General features: G+C 66.6%; 18 protein-coding genes. 15 read left to right on the forward strand and 3 right to left on the reverse strand.

Annotation, left to right across the window (positions count from 1 at the left end):
• Positions 1–344 precede the first annotated feature (344 nt).
• The 4 genes from ligA (at position 345) to LJ760_RS16360 (ending at position 6,492) form a co-directional block, all read left to right on the forward strand.
• A complete protein-coding gene (gene ligA / locus LJ760_RS16345; protein WP_227924386.1) occupies positions 345–2,606 on the forward strand; it encodes an NAD-dependent DNA ligase LigA in 2,262 nt (753 codons plus the stop codon).
• Complete coding sequence (locus LJ760_RS16350; RefSeq protein WP_227924387.1) at positions 2,603–3,397, forward strand: inositol monophosphatase family protein; 795 nt, start codon at positions 2,603–2,605, stop codon at positions 3,395–3,397. The genes ligA and LJ760_RS16350 overlap by 4 nt, the downstream gene beginning before the upstream one ends.
• Positions 3,398–3,423: 26 nt before the next feature.
• Positions 3,424–4,275, forward strand: a complete 852-nt coding sequence (locus LJ760_RS16355; RefSeq protein ID WP_227924388.1) for a phosphotransferase — start codon at positions 3,424–3,426, stop codon at positions 4,273–4,275.
• 252 nt (positions 4,276–4,527) lie between these two features.
• Positions 4,528–6,492, forward strand: coding sequence for an HNH endonuclease signature motif containing protein (locus tag LJ760_RS16360; RefSeq protein ID WP_227924389.1), 1,965 nt, complete (start codon positions 4,528–4,530; stop codon positions 6,490–6,492).
• Between the two features lie 155 nt (positions 6,493–6,647).
• Here LJ760_RS16360 and LJ760_RS16365 read toward each other — a convergent pair whose 3' ends face one another.
• Positions 6,648–7,400, reverse strand: a complete 753-nt coding sequence (locus tag LJ760_RS16365) for a class I SAM-dependent methyltransferase (RefSeq protein WP_227924390.1) — start codon at positions 7,398–7,400, stop codon at positions 6,648–6,650.
• 149 nt (positions 7,401–7,549) lie between these two features.
• Here LJ760_RS16365 and LJ760_RS16370 point away from each other — a divergent pair, with 149 nt between their 5' ends.
• From LJ760_RS16370 to LJ760_RS16410, 9 genes are all read left to right on the forward strand, one after another.
• Complete coding sequence (locus LJ760_RS16370; protein WP_227924391.1) at positions 7,550–8,050, forward strand: TraR/DksA family transcriptional regulator; 501 nt, start codon at positions 7,550–7,552, stop codon at positions 8,048–8,050.
• Between the two features lie 119 nt (positions 8,051–8,169).
• Positions 8,170–8,664 carry a GNAT family N-acetyltransferase gene (locus LJ760_RS16375; RefSeq protein WP_227924392.1) on the forward strand — a complete coding sequence of 165 codons (495 nt, stop codon included), beginning with the start codon at positions 8,170–8,172 and terminating at the stop codon, positions 8,662–8,664.
• A 204-nt stretch (positions 8,665–8,868) separates the two neighbouring features.
• A complete protein-coding gene (gatC, locus tag LJ760_RS16380; RefSeq protein WP_227924393.1) occupies positions 8,869–9,165 on the forward strand; it encodes an Asp-tRNA(Asn)/Glu-tRNA(Gln) amidotransferase subunit GatC in 297 nt (98 codons plus the stop codon).
• An 8-nt stretch (positions 9,166–9,173) separates the two neighbouring features.
• Positions 9,174–10,676, forward strand: coding sequence for an Asp-tRNA(Asn)/Glu-tRNA(Gln) amidotransferase subunit GatA (gatA, locus tag LJ760_RS16385; RefSeq protein WP_227924394.1), 1,503 nt, complete (start codon positions 9,174–9,176; stop codon positions 10,674–10,676).
• Positions 10,677–12,194 carry an Asp-tRNA(Asn)/Glu-tRNA(Gln) amidotransferase subunit GatB gene (gene gatB / locus LJ760_RS16390; protein ID WP_227924395.1) on the forward strand — a complete coding sequence of 506 codons (1,518 nt, stop codon included), beginning with the start codon at positions 10,677–10,679 and terminating at the stop codon, positions 12,192–12,194. It begins immediately after the preceding gene.
• 116 nt (positions 12,195–12,310) lie between these two features.
• Entirely contained in the window at positions 12,311–13,210 is a 900-nt protein-coding gene (locus LJ760_RS16395) for an aminoglycoside phosphotransferase family protein (RefSeq protein ID WP_227924396.1), read from the forward strand.
• Between the two features lie 4 nt (positions 13,211–13,214).
• On the forward strand, positions 13,215–14,012 hold the full coding sequence (locus LJ760_RS16400; protein WP_227924397.1) for a hypothetical protein: 798 nt from the start codon (positions 13,215–13,217) through the stop codon (positions 14,010–14,012).
• Positions 14,002–15,126 carry an NAD(P)/FAD-dependent oxidoreductase gene (locus tag LJ760_RS16405; protein ID WP_227924398.1) on the forward strand — a complete coding sequence of 375 codons (1,125 nt, stop codon included), beginning with the start codon at positions 14,002–14,004 and terminating at the stop codon, positions 15,124–15,126. The genes LJ760_RS16400 and LJ760_RS16405 overlap by 11 nt, the downstream gene beginning before the upstream one ends.
• 183 nt (positions 15,127–15,309) lie before the next feature.
• Positions 15,310–16,221, forward strand: coding sequence for a hypothetical protein (locus tag LJ760_RS16410; RefSeq protein WP_227924399.1), 912 nt, complete (start codon positions 15,310–15,312; stop codon positions 16,219–16,221).
• A gap of 252 nt (positions 16,222–16,473) precedes the next feature.
• Here LJ760_RS16410 and LJ760_RS16415 read toward each other — a convergent pair whose 3' ends face one another.
• Positions 16,474–16,773, reverse strand: a complete 300-nt coding sequence (locus LJ760_RS16415; protein ID WP_227924400.1) for an acylphosphatase — start codon at positions 16,771–16,773, stop codon at positions 16,474–16,476.
• 148 nt (positions 16,774–16,921) lie between these two features.
• Positions 16,922–18,499, reverse strand: a complete 1,578-nt coding sequence (gene hutH, locus LJ760_RS16420; RefSeq protein WP_227924401.1) for a histidine ammonia-lyase — start codon at positions 18,497–18,499, stop codon at positions 16,922–16,924.
• Between the two features lie 161 nt (positions 18,500–18,660).
• Between hutH and LJ760_RS16425 the strand changes: the two genes are divergently transcribed.
• Both LJ760_RS16425 and hutU read left to right on the forward strand, forming a co-directional pair.
• The gene (locus LJ760_RS16425) at positions 18,661–19,494 is read left to right on the forward strand and encodes an IclR family transcriptional regulator (protein ID WP_227924402.1); all 834 of its coding nucleotides are present in this window, start codon (positions 18,661–18,663) and stop codon (positions 19,492–19,494) included.
• Between the two features lie 25 nt (positions 19,495–19,519).
• Positions 19,520–21,205 carry a urocanate hydratase gene (gene hutU / locus LJ760_RS16430; protein WP_227924403.1) on the forward strand — a complete coding sequence of 562 codons (1,686 nt, stop codon included), beginning with the start codon at positions 19,520–19,522 and terminating at the stop codon, positions 21,203–21,205.
• Positions 21,206–21,211: the final 6 nt, after the last annotated feature.

The raw sequence follows: 21,211 nt of genomic DNA on the forward strand, positions 1-21,211 counted from the left end.
TCCGGAACGCGGCCAACGAGACGCGGAACATTATTGCGTTGGTGAAGCAGACGCTGTCGCAGAATGATGAGACGGCTGCGGGTGCGGGTGCGCGGGCGAAGTCCGCCGTGCAGAACATCGGCTAACTACTGCCTGAAGGATGGCGGCCTGGATTTGGTCCAACGGAGTGGTTGGCTCCGACGTTCGGGTCCTGAGGCAGAGGCCAGGGCGGCGAGTACGGCTCGGGTTCGCCTCATCCAGGCCATGGACCTGTTTGGCTGGCGATCCCGATGCCGGACCGAACGTCCGGCGTCGCCGTCCCGCGCAACTCCCGCAACCGGGCGCTATACGGCAAGATTGGTTAGGTGAGCACAGCCAAGACATCCCCGGAACCCACGGACACAGAAGCCGCCGTCGAGTCGGTCAGCACGGACACCCCGCCCGCAGACGACCTGCGCGAGGAGTACCGGACGCTCTCCGAGCAGGTGCGCCGCTACCGCTTCGCGTATTACAACGAAGACGCACCGCTGGTTTCGGACGCCGAGTTCGACCGGTTGTACCGCCGGTTGGAAGAGATCGAGGCGCTGCACCCGGAGCTGGTCACCAATGACTCGCCCACCCAGGAGGTAGGCGGCGAAGTATCCGCGGCGTTCTCGCCGGTGGAACACCTGCAGCGGATGTACAGCCTCGAGGATGTCTTCTCCCTCGACGAGCTCGACGCCTGGGTACGCAAGGCCGAGTCCTCCGTGGCCAACATTGCCCCCGGTGCGCAGATCAAGTGGCTGACCGAGCTGAAGATCGACGGCCTTGCGGTCAACCTGCTCTACCGCGACGGCGAACTGGTCCGGGCCGCCACCCGCGGGGACGGCACGACGGGGGAGGACATCACCCACAACGTACTCACCATCGCCTCCATCCCGCGCACCCTCAAGGGCGAGGACCTCCCGGCGGAAATGGAAATCCGCGGCGAGGTCTTCATCCCCTCAAAGGAGTTCGCGCACCTGAACGAAACCATGGTGGAAGCGGGCAAGGCCCCCTTCGCCAACCCGCGCAACGCCGCCGCCGGTTCCCTGCGGCAGAAGGACCCCGAAGTCACCGCCCGCCGCCCGCTGAGCATGTACGTGCACGGCATCGGGGCGCGCGAAGGACTCAACGTGGCCAGCCAGTCCGAAACCTACGAACTGCTGAAGCAGTGGGGACTGCCGACGTCGCCCTATTACAAGGTGCTGGACACCTACGAGGAAGTGCTGAAGTACATTGCCGACAACGGCGAGCACCGGCACGATCTCTCCCACGAAATCGACGGCATTGTGGTCAAGGTCGATGACTTTTCCCTGCAGCGGGCCCTGGGCAATACCTCGCGTGTGCCGCGCTGGTCCGTGGCCTACAAGTATCCGCCGGAGGAAGTGAATACCAAGCTGCTGGACATCCGCGTGAACGTCGGCCGCACCGGGCGGGTCACGCCGTACGGGATGATGACGCCGGTGCTGGTTTCAGGTTCCACGGTGGAGATGGCCACGCTGCACAACCAGGACGTGGTGAAGGCCAAGGGCGTGAAGATCGGCGACACCGTGGTGCTGCGCAAGGCCGGTGACGTGATCCCGGAAATCGTGGGCCCCGTCGTCGCACTCCGTGACGGCACCGAACGCGACTTCGTGATGCCCACCCACTGTCCTTCCTGCGGCACGGAGCTGAAGCCGGCCAAGGAAGGGGACGTGGATATCCGCTGCCCCAACTCCAAGTCCTGTCCTTCGCAGCTGCGCGAGCGGGTGTTCCACCTGGCCGGGCGCGGTGCCTTCGACATCGAGGCGCTCGGTTGGGAAGCGGCCATCGCGCTCACCTCGCCGGCCGAGCCTGAAACCCCGCCGCTCAGCAGCGAAGCGGGTCTGTTCGATTTGAAGATCGAAGACCTGGCGGACGTGCGGATCGAACGGCCGAAGCGGGTGAAGGGCGTGGTGGACGGGACCGAACTCGTGCCGTACTTCTACACCAAGGGCACCGCCAAGAAGCCGTCCGTGCCCAGTGCCACTACGCACAAGCTGTTTACGGAGCTTGAGAAGGCCAAGGCCCAGCCGCTGTGGCGGGTCCTGGTGGCGCTGTCCATCCGGCACGTAGGCCCGACGGCGGCACGCGCCCTGGCCGGTGCCTTCGGTTCCATGGACGCCATCCGTTCCGCCACGGAAGAGCAGCTGGCGCACGTCGACGGCGTCGGCCCCACGATCGCCGCCGCGCTGAAGGAATGGTTCGCCGAGGACTGGCACCGCGAGATCGTGGACGCCTGGGCTGCTGCGGGGGTGCGGATGGCCGACGAGCGCGACGAATCCGTGCCGCGGACGCTGGAGGGCCTGACCGTCGTCGTCACCGGCACGCTGCCCAACTTCAGCCGCGACGAGGCGAAGGAAGCGATTCTGACCCGCGGCGGCAAGGCTTCCGGATCGGTTTCCAAGAAGACCGACTATGTAGTGGCCGGGGAGAACGCCGGCACCAAGCTGGACAAGGCAGAGCAGCTGGGTGTCCGCGTGATCGACGAAGACGGCTTCCGCACGCTGCTGGCCGAGGGATCGGTGCCGGGCGGCCCGCTACCCGAACCTGAGCCGGAGTCCGCGCTGGCCGGGGAGTCCGAATGATGCCGTTGCCCGACGCGGCGGACCCGCTGGAACTGCTCGAAGTGGCCCGCGAGGCTGCCGCAGCGGGTGCCGCTGTGCTGGCACAGCGCTCGGCCGGCGGACTCAATGCGGTGAACAAGAGTGCCGACGGCGACTGGGTCACCGACTTCGACACCGCAGCCGAGGTGGCGGTTCGGGAAGTCCTGGCCCGCCTGCGCCCGCACGACACAGTGCTGGGGGAGGAGCTCGAGCCGGCTGTCCCGGTGCATCCCTCCGGCATCCGCTGGTCCATCGATCCGCTGGACGGCACCACCAACTTCATCCGCGACATCGTCTATTACGGCACCTCGGTGGCAGCGGTGAACGACGACGGCGAGTGGCTGGCCGGCGTCGTCCACGCTCCTGCTCTGGTGCGCGTGTATTCGGCGGCCCGCGGGCATGGCGCCTGGCTGGCTGAGCACGGCAGCGTCCGGAAGCTAACCGGTCCCGATCCGCAGCGGGTCGGGAAGCTGCTCGGCACCGGGTTCTCCTATGACGCCGGCGTGCGGTCGGAGCAGTACGCGGCCCTGCCCCAATTGGCCGGGCAGTTCGCCGATGTGCGGCGGCTGGGGTCCGCGGCGTTGGACCTGTGCATGGTGGCGGACGGTTCCCTGGACGCCTATATCGAGCGCGGTCTCAACGAATACGACTACGCAGCCGGTGCCCTGATTGCCGAGGAGGCCGGTGTGCCTGTCCAGCGTCCGCCGCAGCCTGCCAACGACGCCGAGCGGCTCGACGCCGTCACTGTCGCCGGGGCTGCGCTTCTGGGCTAGCTGTCCCCGGACGCTAGTCTGCTGGGATGGAATCTTGGCATCGGAACCGGCTGAGCGCGCGGCAGGCTGAACTTGTCGAGGCTTGGCTCCCGGGGGTGCGTCTCGTTACCGATCTCTCCTGGAAGCTACTGGATACCGCGGTCCTTGAAGTAGCGGACGCACAGCGCAGGTACGTCATCAAAGCTGCCGGGCCTTCCAACCACCACATCGGCCGTGAGATAGACGCCCACGAGTCCTGGGTCAGCGTGTGGGCGCGGCTGGAGCGTGCGCCCATGCTCGTACAGTCGGACCGTTCCGAAAACACCTTGGTCACGGAGTATCTGGAAGGTTCTCTCGTTGAGGGGACCGCAGCTGAATACGACACGGAAACGTATCGGCAGGCCGGCAGTCTTTTGCGGATATTCCATGAGCAAACTGCGCGTACTGACGTCGACTATGAGGTGCGGTCCACTGCCAAAGCGTTGTCTTGGCTGGAGAAGCCGCACCGTATTTCCAAATCCCGCGTTAAACAGGCCGGGGCCATTCTCGGCGCCTATCGGCCCAAGCCGGTGGTTCTCGTTCCGACCCATGGTGACTGGCAACCTCGCAACTGGCTCATGGACGGCAGCGAGTTGAGGATCATCGACTTTGGCCGGTTCGAATTCCGTCCTGCCATGACCGACCTTTGTCGGTTGGCGGTGCAGCAATGGAGGTCTCGTAGCCATCTGGAGGCCGCCTTTTTCGAGGGCTACGGTACAAACTTCAGAGACAGCGAACTCTGGAACGTAGCGCTGCTGAGGGAAGCTGTTTCGACCGCTGCCTGGGCGTACCAATTCGGTGACCATAAGTTTGAGGAACAAGGCCACCGGATGCTCCGGGAAGCGCTGGGGAACTTCTGAAACGGCTCATATGACCGGAGTTTGAGTTTGACGAGGCAGCCTGAGAAACGCTCCTTCATCGCCGCCAACCCTGCCAGGAGGAGGTCACTAGGTGCTGTTTCGGGGTTTGAACGGGTTTGGCTCAGCGCCGCCGGGGGCTTGGTTTGTGGGTAGGTAGTTGCGTTCGAAAGACGGGTATTTTCCGTTTCCGAAGGGGCCGGTTTTGACCTGTTTTTGGGCCGGAAATGTCAGTGCCGGATGAAATCCTGAGGTATGGATCAGCTCGGGAACACCGAACCGACAACCGAAGAGCAGGGCAGGAAAGACCAGCAGCCGGATGGCAGCACTGGGGAAACAGATGCGCCCTGTGCGGCCTGCACCCTGTCGGTGTACCGGGCTGAACTGGCCACCTCCGAGCCTGCCAAGCCTGCCGAACCTGCCAAGCCTGACGGGACCGCTGGCGCGGGTGCCTACACTTCCACTGCCACTCCGGAGAACGACGCCGAGGCCGGCGCCCAGTCAACCGAGAATCCCGTTCCCGATGCCGGCCCTCTTCATGCCGGCCCCTCCTCTGCCGAGCCAGCCGATCCCGAAGCTCCCGCCACCAACCTCAATCCTGACGGCGAGACCACTGATGCCGGTGCCTCCGGAGCCGATAGTTCTGCCTCCGATTTCCCAGACGGTTTCACCGGAACGCTGGCCCTGAAGAACGTTGAAGCCTTTGATGCGCAGACGGTCGCCGAGGCCCTGTCCCGGATGGCGCATTTGATGTCCTGGATGCAGGCGCAGGAAGCCCGCCTGGTCAACCGGATGGGGGAGCTCTTCCGCGACGACATGTATGCCGCTTTCAAATGGATCGACCCGGGGCTGGCCTTCAGCCTCGCAGCTTCCGAATGCGCGACCATCCTGAATGTCCCGCAGGTCACCGGACAGCGGCTCCTCAGCGAAGCGATAAGCCTGTGCACTTCCCATACGGCAACCCTGACCGGGCTGGAAGAGGGACGCCTTTCCTACCAGCACGCCCAAGTGGTGCTGGACCAGTGCCAGAACGTTCCTGCGGAGAAACTCCCCGGGTTCGAAGCGGACCTGTTGGCGGCTGCGGAGGGCCAGACCCGGTCCCAGTTCTCCGCCCAGGCCCGCCGGCTGCGGGAGAAATGCTATCCGGAGACCGTCAGCACACGGCACCTGACCGCGTTCGAGCAGCGCAAGGTCACCCTGGACCGGGAGGAGGACGGCATGTCCTGCCTGTCGGCCTATCTGCGTGCAGCGGAAGCGCAGCAGATCTATACGGCGCTAAGCGCTGCGGCGCGGGGTGAGCAGGCGGGAGGGGATTCCCGGACCACGGACCAGCTGCGTGCGGATATTCTGGCGCAGCTGCTCATGGGCGGCAGCCGGGGACTTTTTACGGCGCCCGGAACCCGACCCGGCACCGGCCACACCAGTAATGACACTGGCGCAGCCGCCCGGGACGAGGCCGGAACCGGAGACGCGACCGGAACCGGAGACGCGACCGGAACCCGAGACGCGACTGGAACCCGACCCGGCACCGGCGACACCAGGAATGACACTGGCGCAGCCGCCCGGGACGCGGACGGAACCGGTCTTGGCAGCGGCCCCGAGGGCGCACACGATCGCCCAACCGGGCCGGACGAGGAGATCGTCCCTCGGGCGGAAATCATGGTCCTGATCAACGCAGAGACCCTCTTCGGAGCTGACGACCAGCCGGCTGAACTGCACGGTTACGGTCCGATCAGTGCCGAAGCGGCACGCAGGCTCGCCCGCAACGCCGCCGGCTGGACCGGACTGGCCCAGGACCCAAAGACAGGTGAAATCCTGGGCGTGGGACGGCGCAGAAAAGTCCCGGCAGGACTCCGCCGATGGCTCCGGGCAAGGGATGGAACCTGCAGGTTCCCCGGCTGCCGGGTCAGCACCGCAAATGCGGATATCGACCACACCGTCGACTGGGCCCGGGGCGGACCCACGGACCACGGAAACCTGGAACACCTGTGCCGTCGGCACCACCGGTACAAGACCCTGGGGTTCTGGAAAGCATCCCAACCCACCCCCGGAGTGATCGAGTGGACTTCGCCTACCGGCCGGGTCTACCGCACAGAGCCGTTTCTGGAACTTGGACCACCGGACACAGCATCGGACCCGCGAAAGGACCATGGGCAGTTGGACCACCTGCGGAAGGATTATGTGCAGGCCGAACCCAATCAGGAAACAGCACCATTCTGAGCCGCCCAGACGTCGATCCCGGCGATCTTGAGCCAAACGAATCGCGCGCGGCCATGGAACGTCCTGCCCGGGCGGTGCCTCGGTGGGGGGACGTCCTGCCCCTGCCCCCGCGCCCCGAGAACGTGACAGTACAGCTAGTGGCACCTACTCCCGGGCTACCGCCGCGCGGCCACAATGATCTCCCGGCTGGACGTTTCCATGAACGGTCCGCCCTCCCAGTCTCCGTACCAGTCCACGAAGCCGAACCCGGCCCGATCCAGCAGCTCCTTCAGCACCTCTGCCCGCACAAACTTCAATGTGCTGCGGCTGACGAACCGCTCGCCGTCGGACCGGAAGACGGTGCGGTCCTCGAAGGTGACCAACGCGCCGTCGGGTTGGTCTTCCACCGAGATCAGCTCCCACTCCACCTCCAGAGTTCCCGCAGAAGATTCCTGGACCGACGGGCCAGCATTGCCGCTGTCCCACTCCAGCCAGGCCTTCGCCGCAGGATTCCGGGTCTCGAAATAGAAGGTGCCACCGGGCACAAGCCGCGACCGAACGGCCGTCAGCGTTTCGAGGATCTCGGCCTCCGTCAGGAGGCACTGAAACGCATGCCCGGTCATCAGGGCAGCATCAAACGGACCCGGAGGCAGATCCGCGGCGGTACCCTGCAGCCACGTAATCAGTTCGCCGCCGTCACGCGACCGCGCCATCTCCAGCATGCCGGAGGCCGGATCGACGCCGGTCATTGTGTGGCCCGCCTGCGCCAGACGCACGGCGAAACTGCCGGTACCGCATCCGACGTCGGCGATGCGGAGCGGTTTATCGCCAATCCAACCGGCGTAAAAGTCGGTGTCCCATTGCCCGGCATTGTCTTCGTCATAGAGAGCCACCAACCGCGGCTCGTTGTAGAACGTGTCAACCATCATTCCCCCGGACTTCGGACAGTTGAGCCGAATCTTACCGGGATTAAGCCCTGAGGAAAGGACCGTCCTGCGGGGCCCGTTTCCCCGCTCCGACGTCGGATAATTTATTCCCGATGCATCCCGTGCAGCACCGACTCACAGGAGGAAAACGCATGCCTAAGAAAGCACCCACGGCCCCCCGCAAAACCATCCGCGGAACGCCCGAGCCGGTAGCGGCCGCCCCGCAGACGCCCGCCCCGCAGGCGACGACCACCCAGACGCCCGCCCCGCAGACCCCCACACCACAGACCCCGCCGGAACTGGACGCGGGCTACTTTGCCCGCCTGATCGACGAGCGGATGGAACACGCCCGCGAGCAGATCAGTACGCTTACGGCCGTGATCCGCGAAGTCACCCTGGCCGCCAAGGACATTCCGGCAGACGACGAGCACGATCCCGAAGGAACCACGGTTTCCGTAGAACGGGCCAACGAGGTGGCACTGCTGGCCGCAGCGGAAACCTCGCTCCTTGAACTGATGGAGGCACGGGAACGCCTGAACACCGATAGCTACGGCATCTGCGAACGCTGCGGGACGGCGATCCCGACGGCCCGGCTCGAAATCCGCCCCGAAACCCGCTTCTGCGTGGAGTGCGCTTCAGTCCGTCGGAGGTAATCGCGCCGCCGACGCTGCGGTTGAACCTGTGCGCCTCCTCACCGCCGTCCGGAACCGCGGCGTGGCGGGGATAGAATCTACGTGCACTTCAACCAAGATCTTAAGGACTCGTACCACGCATGAGCATCACCATCCGGCTTGCCACCGAGGCTGACTTTGACGACATCCGCCGGATTACCCGTGAGGCTTACCTGCACGGCAACCACATCGAGGCCGACAACCCCTATGTCAAGGAACTGGAAAACGTCGAGGACCGCGCCAAGCACACCGAGCTGTGGGTAGCAGAGCTCGACGGCAAGGTGGCTGCCTCCGCCGCAATCACCTACGCGGGCCAGCCCTACACCGACATCGCGATTGAAGGCGAACTGGAATTCCGGATGCTCGCCGTGGATCCGACCCTCCAGCGCGGGGGAGTGGGCCGCGCGATGGTTAACGCCATTGTCGATTACGCCCGGAACAAGGACGGTATCGAGGCGGTCAGCCTCACCAGCATGACCACCATGCTGAACGCCCATGCCCTCTACCTGTCCTGCGGGTTTGAACGGGCTCCGGAGCGGGACTGGACCGTTCCCGGCGAAGACTACATTCTCTGGGTGTTCCGCAAGGCCGTTTAGTCCTTCATCAGTACGCGGCCCCGGCCGTCCCGGTGCCCGACGGCGGCGGGACGGCTTTTGCGCGTCGGCAGCGCGTCGGCAGCGTGTGGCAGCGTGCCGGCAGGGTGTGGCGGCGGCCTCCATGCCCTGCCCCGAAACGCCGTAGACTGGAACGGATACCGGCGTAAAGCCGAAAAACGTTCCTAAAAGACGCATGGGAGACTCATGTCTGAGATCAATCGTGAGGCTGTGGCGCATCTGGCGCGGCTGGCCCACATTGAGATGACCAACGACGAGCTGGACAAGATGGCCGGCGAACTCGATGTCATCGTGGATTCGATCAAATCCGTAAGCGAAGTTGCCGGCGAGGACATCCCGGCAACCTCCCACCCCATCCCGCTGGTCAATGTCTTCCGTGAAGACGTTGTGGGGCAGACGCTGACCAATGAAGAAGCACTGTCCGGCGCCCCGGACAACGCCGCCGGCCGCTTCAAGGTCCCTGCCATCCTGGATGAGGAGTAAAAGCTTCCATGAGTGAACTGATTACATCAAGCGCCGCACAGCTGGCCGCCAAGCTGGCTGCCGGTGAAGTGTCCGCCGTCGAGGTCACACAGGCCCACCTGGACCGCATCGCCGAGGTGGACGGCGCCATCAACGCCTTCCTGCACGTCAACACCGATGAGGCGCTGCAGGTTGCCGCCGACGTCGACAAGGCACGCGCCAACGGCGAGGAACTGCACGAACTGGCCGGCGTCCCCATCGCCATCAAGGACCTGATCGTCACCAAGGGCCAGCCCACCACAGCCGGCTCCAAGATGCTCGAGGGCTGGATGAGCCCCTACGACGCCACGGTGATCTCGAAGATCCGTGCCGCCCGCCTGCCGATGCTCGGCAAGACCAACCTGGACGAGTTCGCCATGGGCTCCTCCACGGAACACTCTGCCTACGGCCCCACCCGCAACCCGTGGGACCTGGACCGCATTCCCGGCGGATCCGGCGGCGGGTCCGCAGCCGCCGTCGCCGCTTTCGAAGCTCCGCTGGCACTGGGCACCGACACCGGCGGCTCCATCCGCCAGCCGGCATCCGTCACCGGTTCCGTGGGCGTGAAGCCCACCTACGGCGGCGTCTCCCGCTACGGCGCAATCGCCATGGCCTCCTCGCTGGACCAGATCGGCCCGGTCTCCCGCACCGTGCTTGACGCTGCCCTGCTGCAGGAACTCATCGGCGGCCACGATCCGCGCGACTCCACCTCCCTGACGGACCCCGTGGGGTCACTGGCCGACGCCGCCCGCAACGGCAGCGTCGCCGGCATGCGGATCGGCGTCATCAAGGAACTCCAGGGCGAAGGCTACGAAGCCGGCGTTCAGGCCCGCTTCACCGAGTCCCTGGACATGCTGCGGGATGCGGGCGCGGAAATCGTTGAGGTGTCCTGCCCCAACTTCAAGTACGCCCTCGGCGCCTACTACCTGATCATGCCGTCCGAGGCCTCCTCGAACCTGGCCAAGTACGACGGCGTCCGGTACGGCATGCGCGAGCTGCCCGCCGAGCCGCCGCTGACCATCGAACGTGTCATGGGTGCCACCCGTGCCGCCGGCTTCGGCGACGAGGTCAAGCGCCGCATCATCCTGGGAACCTACGCCCTTTCCGCCGGCTACTACGACGCCTACTACGGCTCGGCCCAGAAGGTGCGCACCCTGATCCAGCGCGACTTCAACGCCGCGTTCGCCCAGGCCGACGTGCTCATTTCCCCGACCTCGCCCAACACGGCCTTCAAGCTCGGTGAAAAGCTGGACGATCCGCTGGCCATGTACCTGAACGACGTCGCCACCATCCCGGCCAACATGGCCGGCGTGCCGGGCATCTCCATCCCCGGCGGCCTGTCCGACGGACTGCCCGTCGGCATCCAGTTCCTGGCCCCGGCCCGCGAAGACATCCGCCTCTACCGTGCCGGCGCAGCCCTGGAGGGCCTGCTCGAGCAGAAGTGGGGCGGCCCGCTGCTGGCCTCGGCACCCGTACTCGGAGGAGTGAAGTAAATGTCCGTCCATATCCAGGATGAAACCCTGTCCTTCGAAGAGGCCATGGAGAAGTACGACCCGGTGCTGGGGTTCGAGGTCCACGTGGAGCTGAACACCAAAACCAAGATGTTCTCCGATGCCCCGAACATCTTCGGCGACGAGCCCAACACGGCCGTCACCCCGGTGGACCTGGGCATGCCCGGCGTGCTGCCGGTGGTGAACAAGAAGGCCGTGGAGTACTCGATCCTCATCGGCCTGGCGCTGAACTGCAAGATTGCAGAATCCTGCACCTTCGCCCGGAAGCAGTACTTCTACCCGGACACACCCAAGAACTTCCAGACCTCCCAGTACGAAGACCCCATCGCGTACGACGGCTACCTGGACATTGAGCTTGAAGACGGCACCGTGTTCCGCGTCGAGATCGAACGCGCGCACATGGAGGAGGACGCCGGCAAGCTCACCCACATGGGCGGGGCCGCCGGCCGCATCCAGGGCGCCGACTTCTCCCTGGTGGACTACAACCGTGCCGGCGTGCCGCTGGTCGAGATTGTCACCAAGCCGATCGAGGGCGCCGGATCGCGTGCCCCTGAACTGGCCAAGGCCTACGTGGCAGCCATCCGGGAAATCGTGAAGAATCTCGGTGTCTCCGACGCGAAGATGGAGCGCGGAAATGTCCGCTGCGACGCCAACGTTTCGCTGCGCCCGTACGGCCAGGAAAAGTTCGGCACGCGTTCGGAAACGAAGAACGTGAACTCACTGCGCGCCGTCGAACGCGCCGTGCGCTTCGAGATCCAGCGCCACGCCGCCGTCCTGGACTCCGGCAACGAGATTGTCCAGGAAACGCGCCACTGGCACGAGGACACCCGGTCCACCACCTCGGGTCGGCCGAAGTCCGACGCCGACGACTACCGGTACTTCCCGGAACCGGACCTCCTGCCCGTGGTCACCACCACGGAATGGATCGAAGAGCTGCGCTCCCGCCTGCCCGAGCCGCCGGCCGAGCGCCGCAAGCGGCTCAAGGAAGACTGGGGCTACTCCGACGCCGAGTTCCGCGACGTCGTCAACGCCGGAGTCATGGAAGCCATCGAGGAAACCATTGCCGCCGGCGCTTCCGCACAGGTTGCCCGCAAGTGGTGGATGGGTGAGGTTGCCCGCCGCGCCAAGGAAGCCGAAGTGGATCCGGTGGACGTAGGCGTCACGCCCGAGCTCATCGTGGAACTGGACCGCCTGGTCCAGGCCGGCAAGATCAACGACAAGCTGGCACGCCAGGTCCTCGACGGTGTCCTCGCCGGCGAAGGCACCCCGGAGGAAGTCATCGATAAGCGCGGCCTGGCCGTGGTGTCCGACGACGGCCCCCTCCTCGAAGCGATCGACGCCGCACTGGCGGCCCAGCCGGACGTCGCGGACAAGATCCGCGGCGGCAAGGTCCAGGCCGTCGGCGCCATCGTGGGCGGCGTTATGAAGGCCACCCGCGGGCAGGCCGACGCCGGCCGCGTCCGCGAGCTTATCCTGGAACGCCTCGGCGTGCAGGGCTAACGCAGCGAGAGATTGACGGGGGACCCCGGTAGGCATTGTGCCTGCCGGGGTCCTGCCGTTTAAGCGGGAGCTTCCTCAAGGTGACCGGAGACACAGCTGCCGGGTAGGCTTTCGAAATGGCCAACCTTCCCGCAGCTGATATCTCCGCCGATCTGGCTTTGGTCCGTCAGCTGGTGCAGGAACAGCGGCCCGATCTGGCCGAATTGGACCTGCGGTCAGCGGGCAGCGGGTGGGACAACCACATTTACCGGCTGGGCACCGACTACGCCATCCGGTTGCCGCGCCGCCGCTCCGCCGCCGGGCTGACCGCGAACGAACAGCGGTGGCTGCCGGACCTGACCGCAGATGTGCCCGTCGCGACGTCGGCCCCCGTGTTCTGCGGCACGCCCTCCGCGCTCTACCCCTGGCCGTGGAGCATCACCAGTTGGTTTGACGGGCAGGATGTCTCGCTGCAGCCGCGGGACCGCAACGTGTGCCTGGCCTCCGGACTGGCCGGGTTCCTCAACGCATTCCACCGCCCGGCGCCATCGGACTACCCCCGCAACCCGTACCGCGGGGGGCCGTTGTCCAGCCGGTATGACTCCGTGCTGGAACGACTGGACAGCGGCATGGTGCCGCATGCCGCCCGGGTGGGGGAACTCTGGGACCAGGTGCAGCAACTCCCTGCCTGGCCCGGACCGCCGCTGTGGCTGCACGGGGACCTGCATTCCGCGAACCTCATTTCCAAGGACAACGCCCTGCAGGCCGTGATCGACTTTGGTGATATGACAGCTGGGGATCCAGCCACTGATCTGGCCACCGCCTGGCTGGTGTTCGAGGCCGAGGGCAGGCGCGCGTTCCGGGCCGCCCTTGGCCCGCAATACGACGAGGATCCCTATATCTGGGAGCGGGCCCGCGGCTGGGCCCTCTGCATTGCCACCATTCTGCTGGCAAACTCCGATGACGCTCCCGGGTTGAACCTGGTGGGCTCGGAAACCCTGATGGAGATCCTCACCGGCGACCGGGAGAGGTTCTAGCCCGGTGGCGGCCGGCAGCTGGAAGCACTCCGTCCGGATTTCCACTGAAGGCGACGGGCACGTGCAGGAGGACACCTGCGGCTACGCGGGCGCCACCGCCTGGGTAATCGACGGCGCCAGTGCCCTCTTGCCTCAGCTCGGACTGCCGGGCCCCTCGGACCCGGCCTGGTACGCCCGGAATCTCGACCTGTTGCTGACGGATGCCGCGATGGCGGCCGGTGTTGCACCCGCCCCGCAGGTGCTGGCCGACGCCCTGACCCGGATGGACCAGCTGGCCCGCACCCTGGCCGGCGAGGAGCGGATCCGCTTCCCGTCTGCTGCCCTGTGCCTGGCGCAGCTGACCGGGGACGGCGTGGAGATCCTCGCACTGGCGGACTGCCACGCCGTGGTGGAACTGGAGGACGGCTCATTGGTCCATGTCACCCACGAACCTGCCGATATCCGGATCGGCACCGAACTTTCGGCGGACCCGGTGCGGGAACGCGAGCTGCGGGTGCTGGACCGGGAACTGCGCAATACTCCCGGACGGCTGTGGGTGGCCCGGCGGGAAGCAGAAGCCGCGTACCAGGCACGCACTGTCCGGCTTGGCCCGGCACGGCGGGTGGTGCTTGCCTCCGACGGTGCCTGGCGCGCGGTGGAACTGGGCGTTGTCGGCGGGCCGGGCGGCTTCCTGGCGGCGGCAGGCTCCGCAGTCCCCGCCCAGGAGATGCTGCTGGCCCTGCGCACGCTGCAGTCAGAGCTGGACGAAAGCGCTGACGATGCCACCATCCTTACCCTGGAAAGGACCTTCCATGACCGCTGACATTTCCTGCGGCGTCCTGGTGATCGGCGGAGGAATTGCAGGCCTGTCCCTGGCCGCCGAAGTAGCCTCTCGGCTGGCGGCATCCCCGGAAACCCGGGGGAGGGCAGGCGGCGTTGTCCTGGTGGAAGCTGAACCGACATTGGGCTACCACACGTCTTCGCGCTCGGCCCGGCAGCTGATCCCCAGCTACGGTCCGCCCCTTATCCAGGACCTGACCCTGCGTACCCTGGCGTTGATTCGGGCAGCGGAAGCAGATCTGTCCGAGCCGATCCTGGCGCCGCGGAGCTTCCTGCTGATCGGGGATGAAGAGGCGGTGCGGGACAGGGCAAGCACCCACATGCATCCGGTCATGCCGGCTGAAGCCCTGGGGCTGGCGCCGGAGCTTCGGCCGGAGACTTTCAGCGCCGCCGGGTTGGATACCACCTCGGTGTCCTGCAACACGGACGCCCTGCTGGAATTCCATCGGGCACGGCTGCTGGCAGCGGGGGGAAGGATCATTACCGGGCAGCGGGTCGAAGCGGCCCGGCAGGCCCGGGAGGGGACGCGATGGAAGGTGTCTGCACCGGGCATGCGCTTCGAGGCTTCCACGGTGGTCAACGCGGCCGGCGCCTGGGCGGACACTCTCGCCGGTATCTTTGGGGCGCATCCCTTGCGGCTCACGCCTTATCGCCGCACCGCCGCCGTCGTCGAGGTTGAGCGACCGCTGGAAGCCGGTGCGCCGATGGTGGCTGACGCCTCTGACCGGTTCTACTACAGGCCGGAGGGCCGGCAGGTACTGATCTCGCCGGCGGAGAGTGAACCAAGCGTGGCGGAGGATGCCCGGCCACGGAACGCGGATGTGCAGGCGCTCGTGGAGGTGGTGAACAGTGTCACAACCATGGGCATCACAGGGGTTGCCCGGGCCTGGACCGGGCTGCGGACGGAGGCGCCCGACGGGTTGCCCGTAGCGGGCTGGGATCCGGCTGTGCCGGGGTTCTTCTGGCTGGCGGGACAAGGCGGATACGGGTTCCAGACCTCGTCCGCCATCGCAGAGCTGGCAGCGGGAATCCTGCTTGCCGAGACCGGGGGAAATGATGCTCGGAAGGCCCTTAGTCCCGCTCGGGTGCAAGTGTGACGAAAGTCTCACCAGTCGGCGCGTAACGAATCAGCCAAGGTGCGCGCGTATGGTCATTAGGTTCCCGAGACATGCCTAGAGTTGTAGTAACAACCGCGTTCCCAAAAATCCGAATGCATTAAAAATTCGGTGCCCGAAAGGTCAGTCTCAGTGCCACATTTCTTGCCGCCAAAATTTGTTGGCGTGCAGCAGCGTCCGCTTTACATCCGGGTTCGTTCCATCCTGGAAATTCTTAGTACGCTGTGGCTGATTTCTGCCGTTATCGGCATTGGTTTCTTTTCCGGCGGGACCACCTCGCTCGCCTTTTCCCTGATTCTTCTTTACGGCACGGGTGCGTCCCTGCTGATTGTCATTTCGGCGCTTTACCGCGTCCTCAACCGGGCCGCACGCGAGCGGGTTGAAGCCGCACCCGATGACAGCGCCGCCGCCGTGTTCGTGGACACCACGCGGTCAGCGACGGAAGAAATCATGGCCGCTCTCCGTCCGGCCTCGCCGCATGGCCGCCCCGGCGTATCCGTGCGGATGCCCCAGACGGTGGATGCCCTGGACGTGGCTGCCGCCCTGACGGCACGGACGGCTGCAATGACCTCTGCCGTGGCCGCCGAGAAGTCCGCCGCTGCGGCCGCTGCGATGGTTGCTCCCGGAAAGTCGACTGGCAGCACGTCCGCTGTGAACAAGTCCGCCGTGAACAAGTCCGCCGTCAAGAAGAAGGCTGCTCCGAAACAGCCTGCCCAGCCGAAGAAGGCCCAGGCTGCAAAGTCCCGCCCCGCCAACAACAACGGCTCGCGCGGCACCGTCGGCCAGGCCTCCACTGCTCCGAAAAAGAGCACCGGCGGCAAGAAGCCGGGGTCGGCAGGGAAGGGTTCCGGTGGGGGGAAGGCCTCCAACAGCGGGTCGGCCGGAACCAAGAAGCCCGAACGAGCTGCGGCTCCGGAAGCGAAGGCTGCCCACTCCGAGACCGGCATGAGCATGCCCGGGATCCGCACGGCTCAGCAGGAAATTCTTCCCCGCCAGACAAGCGCACCGTCCTGTGGTCTCTCCGCCGGTGCAGCCCGTCCCGGTGGTCCAGTCGCGCGTCAGCTCGTCGCCGCCTGATCTTCAGCGGCGCCGCATACTCAGGTAGTTGTCAGGTTGTCTTCAGCACCTACCCAGACGGGCCGTTTATCGTCGTTAGTACCTCATAAGGGTGCGAGTGATGAATGGACCGAGTAGTGACCGGTCCGGACGCCGGCAGACTAGGGTTGTTTCCCCCAACCAGCCCCAAGTCTGCCGGCGTTTTCCCTTTTAACCCGCAGGTCTTGCGGCCCGGTGCTCGGAAGCAACCCGGCAGTGCAGTAATCGACTGTGCTATTCGGCGCTGAACTCGCGGAATTCTCCGGTGGCCGGGGAAAAGGATTCTTCGACGTCGGCCACCACGCCCGGTGCCTTCGGGCCGCGCAGGAATTCCCGAAGTCCGTCCAAGGCCGGTTCCCTGCCCTCGGCCACCACATGGACGGATCCGTCCGCCGCATTGGAGACCACACCGGTCAAGCCAAGCCGCACGGCCTGCCGAAGGGTGCGGTACCGGAATCCGACACCCTGGACCTCCCCGGTAATCCGGGCCGTCAGCCGGCGGGCAGTTCCTTCCGGATGCTCTTGCTCATTCATCTGCACAGCGTAGCGCCATCTGCACAGCGTAGCGCCATCTGCACAGCGTAGCGCCATCTGCACAGCGTAGCGCCATCTGGACAGCGTAGCGCCGGGGGAGCACCGGGGGATCGCCTCCGGACGGCGGGGAGTTCCTTCGGAGGGAAAATCAGTGCAGGCGGGTACCCAGTTCCGCCTCCACGGCTGCCAGCAGGGAGCCGCCGTCGACGAGCACCCTGAGAGCCTCGATTTCCGGGGCAAGGTACCGGTCCGGACCGGGGCCGGGGACAACAGTCCGAATCACGGCCCGTGCCGCCGTCACTGCGGGAGCGCTCCGGGAAGTGGCCGTGCCGCCGTCGCGCATATCCAGACCCCGCGCCGAGGTCAGCAGCTCAATGGCCAGTACCCGGGTCAGTCCGTCCAGTGCCCGGCGCAGCTTCAGCCCCGCCGCCCAGCCCATGGAAACGTGGTCCTCCTGCATGGCGGAGGACGGGATGGAATCCACTGATGCCGGCACCGCCAGGCGCTTGAGCTCCGAGACTATTCCGGCCTGCGTGTACTGCGCGATCATGTGCCCGGAGTCCACACCGGGGTCGTGGGCGAGGAAGGCATTGAGGCCGTGGCTGCGGGACCGGTCCAGGAACCGGTCGGTGCGCCGCTCGCTCATGGAGGCCACGTCCGCGACGGCGATGGCCAGGAAATCCAGCACATAGGCCACCGGGGCGCCGTGGAAGTTGCCGTTGGACTCCAACCGTCCGTCCAGCGTCACCACCGGGTTGTCGATGGCCGATGCCCGCTCGGCTGCTGCCACGGCTTCGGCATGCAGCAGCGTGGAGCGGGCGGCGCCATGAACCTGGGGCGCACAGCGCAGCGAGTAGGCATCCTGCACCCGGGTGAATCCGCCCGTCTTCTGTTCTTCGATCAACGCCGATCCGGACAGGACCGAGCGGATGTTCTCGGCTGATTCGCTTTGCCCGGGCTGGGGCCGCAGCGCCTGGAGGTCGGCGGCAAACACACTGTCGCTGCCGAGCAGGCCCTCCACGCTCATGGCCGCGGCGAGGTCCGCCGTGGCCAGCAGCCGGTGCAGGTCCGCGATGGCCAGGGTCAGCATGCCCAGCATCCCGTCCGTGCCGTTAATCAGGGCAAGCCCCTCCTTCTCCTGCAGCTCCACCGGTTCCAACCCGGCCGCGGCGAGCGCTGCCGAAGCGGGCACCAGCTGCCCGCCGGCGTCGCGCACTTCCCCTTCACCCATCAGCGCCAGGGCACAGTGGGAGAGGGGAGCAAGGTCTCCGGAGCAGCCCAGGGACCCGTATTCACCGACCACAGGGGTGATGCCCGCGTTGAGTATCCCCGCGTAGGCCAGTGCGACGGCGGGACGCACTCCGGTCCGGCCCGTGGCCAGCGTGGCCAGGCGGTTGAGCATCAGGGCACGCACCACCTCCCGGTCCACTTCGGAGCCCGACGACGCCGCGTGGCTGCGGATCAGCGAGCGCTGCAACTGGACGCGCTGCTCCGGCGGGATCTGCTTGACCGCCAGGGCACCGAACCCGGTGGAGACGCCGTAGTGCGGCTTGTCGTCTGCGGCAAGGGCCTCGATGACCCCGCGCGAGGAGGCCAGGGCAGCCAGGGCCTCGGGAGCCAGCGACACCCGCACCCCGTGCCGGGCGACGGCGAGGATATCTTCGCCGGAGAGCGGACCGACCCCCAGCTCCACGGCGGCCGTGCCCACGTTGTCCCTTGCCTGCATGCTTATTCCTCCTGCGCTTCGGCAACTTGGCGGTCCGGGCTTAGGTGCCCGGCCTGCTCGTGCCGGTGGTTGCTATCCATCTTGCCCTTTCAATCCGGTGCGGGGAGGGACCCGGGCAGATTCGGCTTCTGGGATCCCAGACACTGGCCTAGACTCTGGACATGCCCGCCGCCTATACCCGTGTCCAGGTCCCGGCCGCAGCCCAGGTCCTGGCCATCCTGCGCTATCTGGGACAACAGGCCGGACCGGTCAGTGCGTCCGCCGTCGCGCGGGACCTTTCCTTGCCGCGCTCCACCACTTACCACCTGCTCGCGGCGCTGGTAAGCGATGGGTTTGCCGTGCACCTGCCGGAAGAACGCCGGTATGCCCTCGGTGCTACGGCACACGAACTGGGCACCGGCTATGCCCGGCAGGCTCCGCTGCAGCGCATTGCCCGGTTCCCGCTGCGCCGGCTGGTGGCGCAGACCCGCTTCACCGCGCATCTGGCAGTGCTGCAGGGAACGGACGTGATTTACGTGATCGAGGAACGGGCTCCGCGCCAGCAGCCGCTGGTAACCGACGCCGGCATCCGGCTCCCGGCACACCGCACTGCCAGCGGCCGGGTCCTGCTGGCCGGGATGACCGGTGCACAGCTGCGCGCGCTCTACCCGGACCCCGGGGCGGTGCGGTCCTCCCGCAGCAGCGGTGCCCGCCTGCCGGGCCTGCTTGAAGAGGTCCGAAGACGCGGTTATGCCTGGGAGGAGGACGAAGTCACCGAGGGATTCTCTTCCATTGCCGTGCCCGTGCCGGACCGCTCCGGGCATGCGGTTGCCGGCCTGACCCTGACCGCACCAAACCGTGCACCGGTACCGGGCATCGAGGCTCTGGCGGACCAGGTCCTGCCCGCTCTGCTGCGGTGCGCCGCAGAGCTTTCCCGCCGGCTCGGTGCCCGGCCGCAGCCTGCTTCCAATGTGTCTGGCATCCCAGACGTCACCACCGGGGTGGATGTACCCTGAACCGCCCGGGGGCTACGGTCTGGCTATGTCTTCCACCTCTGACCCGTCCCGCCGCATCCGGGCGCCCCGCGGCACCACCCTCACCGCGCACAGCTGGCAGACCGAGGCGCCGCTGCGGATGCTGATGAACAACCTGGACCCGGAAGTAGCCGAACGGCCCGAGGACCTGGTGGTCTACGGCGGCACCGGGAGGGCTGCCCGCAGCTGGGAAGCCTATGACGCCATCATCCGGACCCTCTCCACGCTGGCCGGCGACGAAACACTGCTGGTGCAGTCGGGCAAACCGGTGGGGGTTTTCCGCACCCACGAATGGGCGCCGCGTGTCCTGATCGCCAACTCCAACCTGGTGGGGGACTGGGCCACTTGGCCGGAGTTCCGCCGGCTGGAAGCGGAGGGCCTGCTGATGTACGGCCAGATGACCGCCGGTTCGTGGATCTACATCGGCACCCAGGGCATCCTGCAGGGCACCTTTGAAACCTTCGGGGCCGTGGCCCGGAAGCTCTTCGGCGACGAAAACGCCACCCTGGCCGGCACCCTGACCTTGACCGGGGGCTGCGGCGGCATGGGCGGTGCGCAGCCGCTGGCTGTCACCCTGAACGGCGGGGCGGTCCTGATTGTCGACGTCGACGAGTCACGCCTGCGCCGACGCGTCGGGAAGCGCTACCTGGACGAGGTGGCACCGGACCTGGACACCGCCGTCGCCCGCGTTATGGCTGCACGGAACGAAAAACGTGCCCTGTCCGTGGGGCTGGTGGGCAACGCCGCCGAAGTGTTCGAGGAGCTGCTGCGCCGGCAGCAGGCCGGGGAGGTCACCGTCGACATTGTCACCGACCAGACCTCCGCCCACGACCCGCTGAGCTACCTGCCCGCCGGTATCCCCGTGGACCGCTGGCAGGCCGAAGCCGCCGCGGATCCGGAAGGCTTCACCAAGCAGGCCCGCGAATCCATGGCCCGGCAGGTTGCCGCCATGGTCGGATTCCAGGACGCGGGTGCCGAAGTGTTCGACTACGGCAATTCCATCCGCGACGAAGCACGCCAGGGCGGCTATGCGCGGGCCTTTGACTTCCCCGGCTTCGTCCCCGCGTACATCCGTCCGCTCTTCTGCGAGGGAATGGGGCCCTTCCGCTGGGTGGCGCTCTCCGGCGATCCGCAGGACATAGCGGTGACCGATGCAGCCATCAAGGAGCTGTTCCCCGAGAACCTCCGCCTGCACCGCTGGATCGACGCCGCGGCCGAACACGTCGAGTTCGAAGGCCTGCCCGCACGCATCTGCTGGCTGGGCTACGGTGACCGTGCCAAGGCCGGGCTCCTGTTCAACCGGCTCGTCGCCGAGGGCAAGGTGAGCGCCCCCATTGTGATCGGCCGTGACCACCTGGATTCGGGGTCGGTGGCCTCACCCTACCGGGAGACCGAGGCCATGGCCGACGGGTCGGACGCCATTGCGGACTGGCCGCTGCTCAACGCCCTGCTGAACACTGCCTCCGGCGCCACCTGGGTGTCCCTGCACCACGGCGGCGGCGTGGGCATCGGCCGATCCATCCACGCCGGCCAGGTGGGCGTGGCGGACGGAACCGAGCTGGCCGCCCGTAAACTGGAAACCCTTCTGACCAATGATCCGGGCACCGGCGTGATGCGGCACGCGGACGCCGGCTACTCCCGGGCAGCGGACGTCGCCGCAGAACGCGGAGTACGCATCCCCATGAACGAATAAGCCCCC

This window comes from Arthrobacter sp. zg-Y895 (assembly GCF_020731025.1).
Taxonomy (GTDB): Bacteria; Actinomycetota; Actinomycetes; order Actinomycetales; family Micrococcaceae; genus Arthrobacter_B.

Bases quoted from the DNA above. Each gene is read 5' to 3' on its own strand.
- hutU (WP_227924403.1), top strand. From the start codon at position 19,520: ATGTCTTCCACCTCTGACCCGTCCCGCCGCATCCGGGCGCCCCGCGGC.
- LJ760_RS16365 (WP_227924390.1), bottom strand. From the start codon at position 7,400: ATGATGGTTGACACGTTCTACAACGAGCCGCGGTTGGTGGCTCTCTAT.
- LJ760_RS16355 (WP_227924388.1), top strand. From the start codon at position 3,424: ATGGAATCTTGGCATCGGAACCGGCTGAGCGCGCGGCAGGCTGAACTT.
- gatB (WP_227924395.1), top strand. From the start codon at position 10,677: ATGTCCGTCCATATCCAGGATGAAACCCTGTCCTTCGAAGAGGCCATG.
- LJ760_RS16360 (WP_227924389.1), top strand. From the start codon at position 4,528: ATGGATCAGCTCGGGAACACCGAACCGACAACCGAAGAGCAGGGCAGG.
- gatA (WP_227924394.1), top strand. From the start codon at position 9,174: ATGAGTGAACTGATTACATCAAGCGCCGCACAGCTGGCCGCCAAGCTG.
- LJ760_RS16395 (WP_227924396.1), top strand. From the start codon at position 12,311: ATGGCCAACCTTCCCGCAGCTGATATCTCCGCCGATCTGGCTTTGGTC.
- LJ760_RS16405 (WP_227924398.1), top strand. From the start codon at position 14,002: ATGACCGCTGACATTTCCTGCGGCGTCCTGGTGATCGGCGGAGGAATT.
- LJ760_RS16350 (WP_227924387.1), top strand. From the start codon at position 2,603: ATGATGCCGTTGCCCGACGCGGCGGACCCGCTGGAACTGCTCGAAGTG.
- LJ760_RS16415 (WP_227924400.1), bottom strand. From the start codon at position 16,773: ATGAATGAGCAAGAGCATCCGGAAGGAACTGCCCGCCGGCTGACGGCC.
- gatC (WP_227924393.1), top strand. From the start codon at position 8,869: ATGTCTGAGATCAATCGTGAGGCTGTGGCGCATCTGGCGCGGCTGGCC.
- LJ760_RS16375 (WP_227924392.1), top strand. From the start codon at position 8,170: ATGAGCATCACCATCCGGCTTGCCACCGAGGCTGACTTTGACGACATC.
- hutH (WP_227924401.1), bottom strand. From the start codon at position 18,499: ATGCAGGCAAGGGACAACGTGGGCACGGCCGCCGTGGAGCTGGGGGTC.
- LJ760_RS16425 (WP_227924402.1), top strand. From the start codon at position 18,661: ATGCCCGCCGCCTATACCCGTGTCCAGGTCCCGGCCGCAGCCCAGGTC.
- LJ760_RS16370 (WP_227924391.1), top strand. From the start codon at position 7,550: ATGCCTAAGAAAGCACCCACGGCCCCCCGCAAAACCATCCGCGGAACG.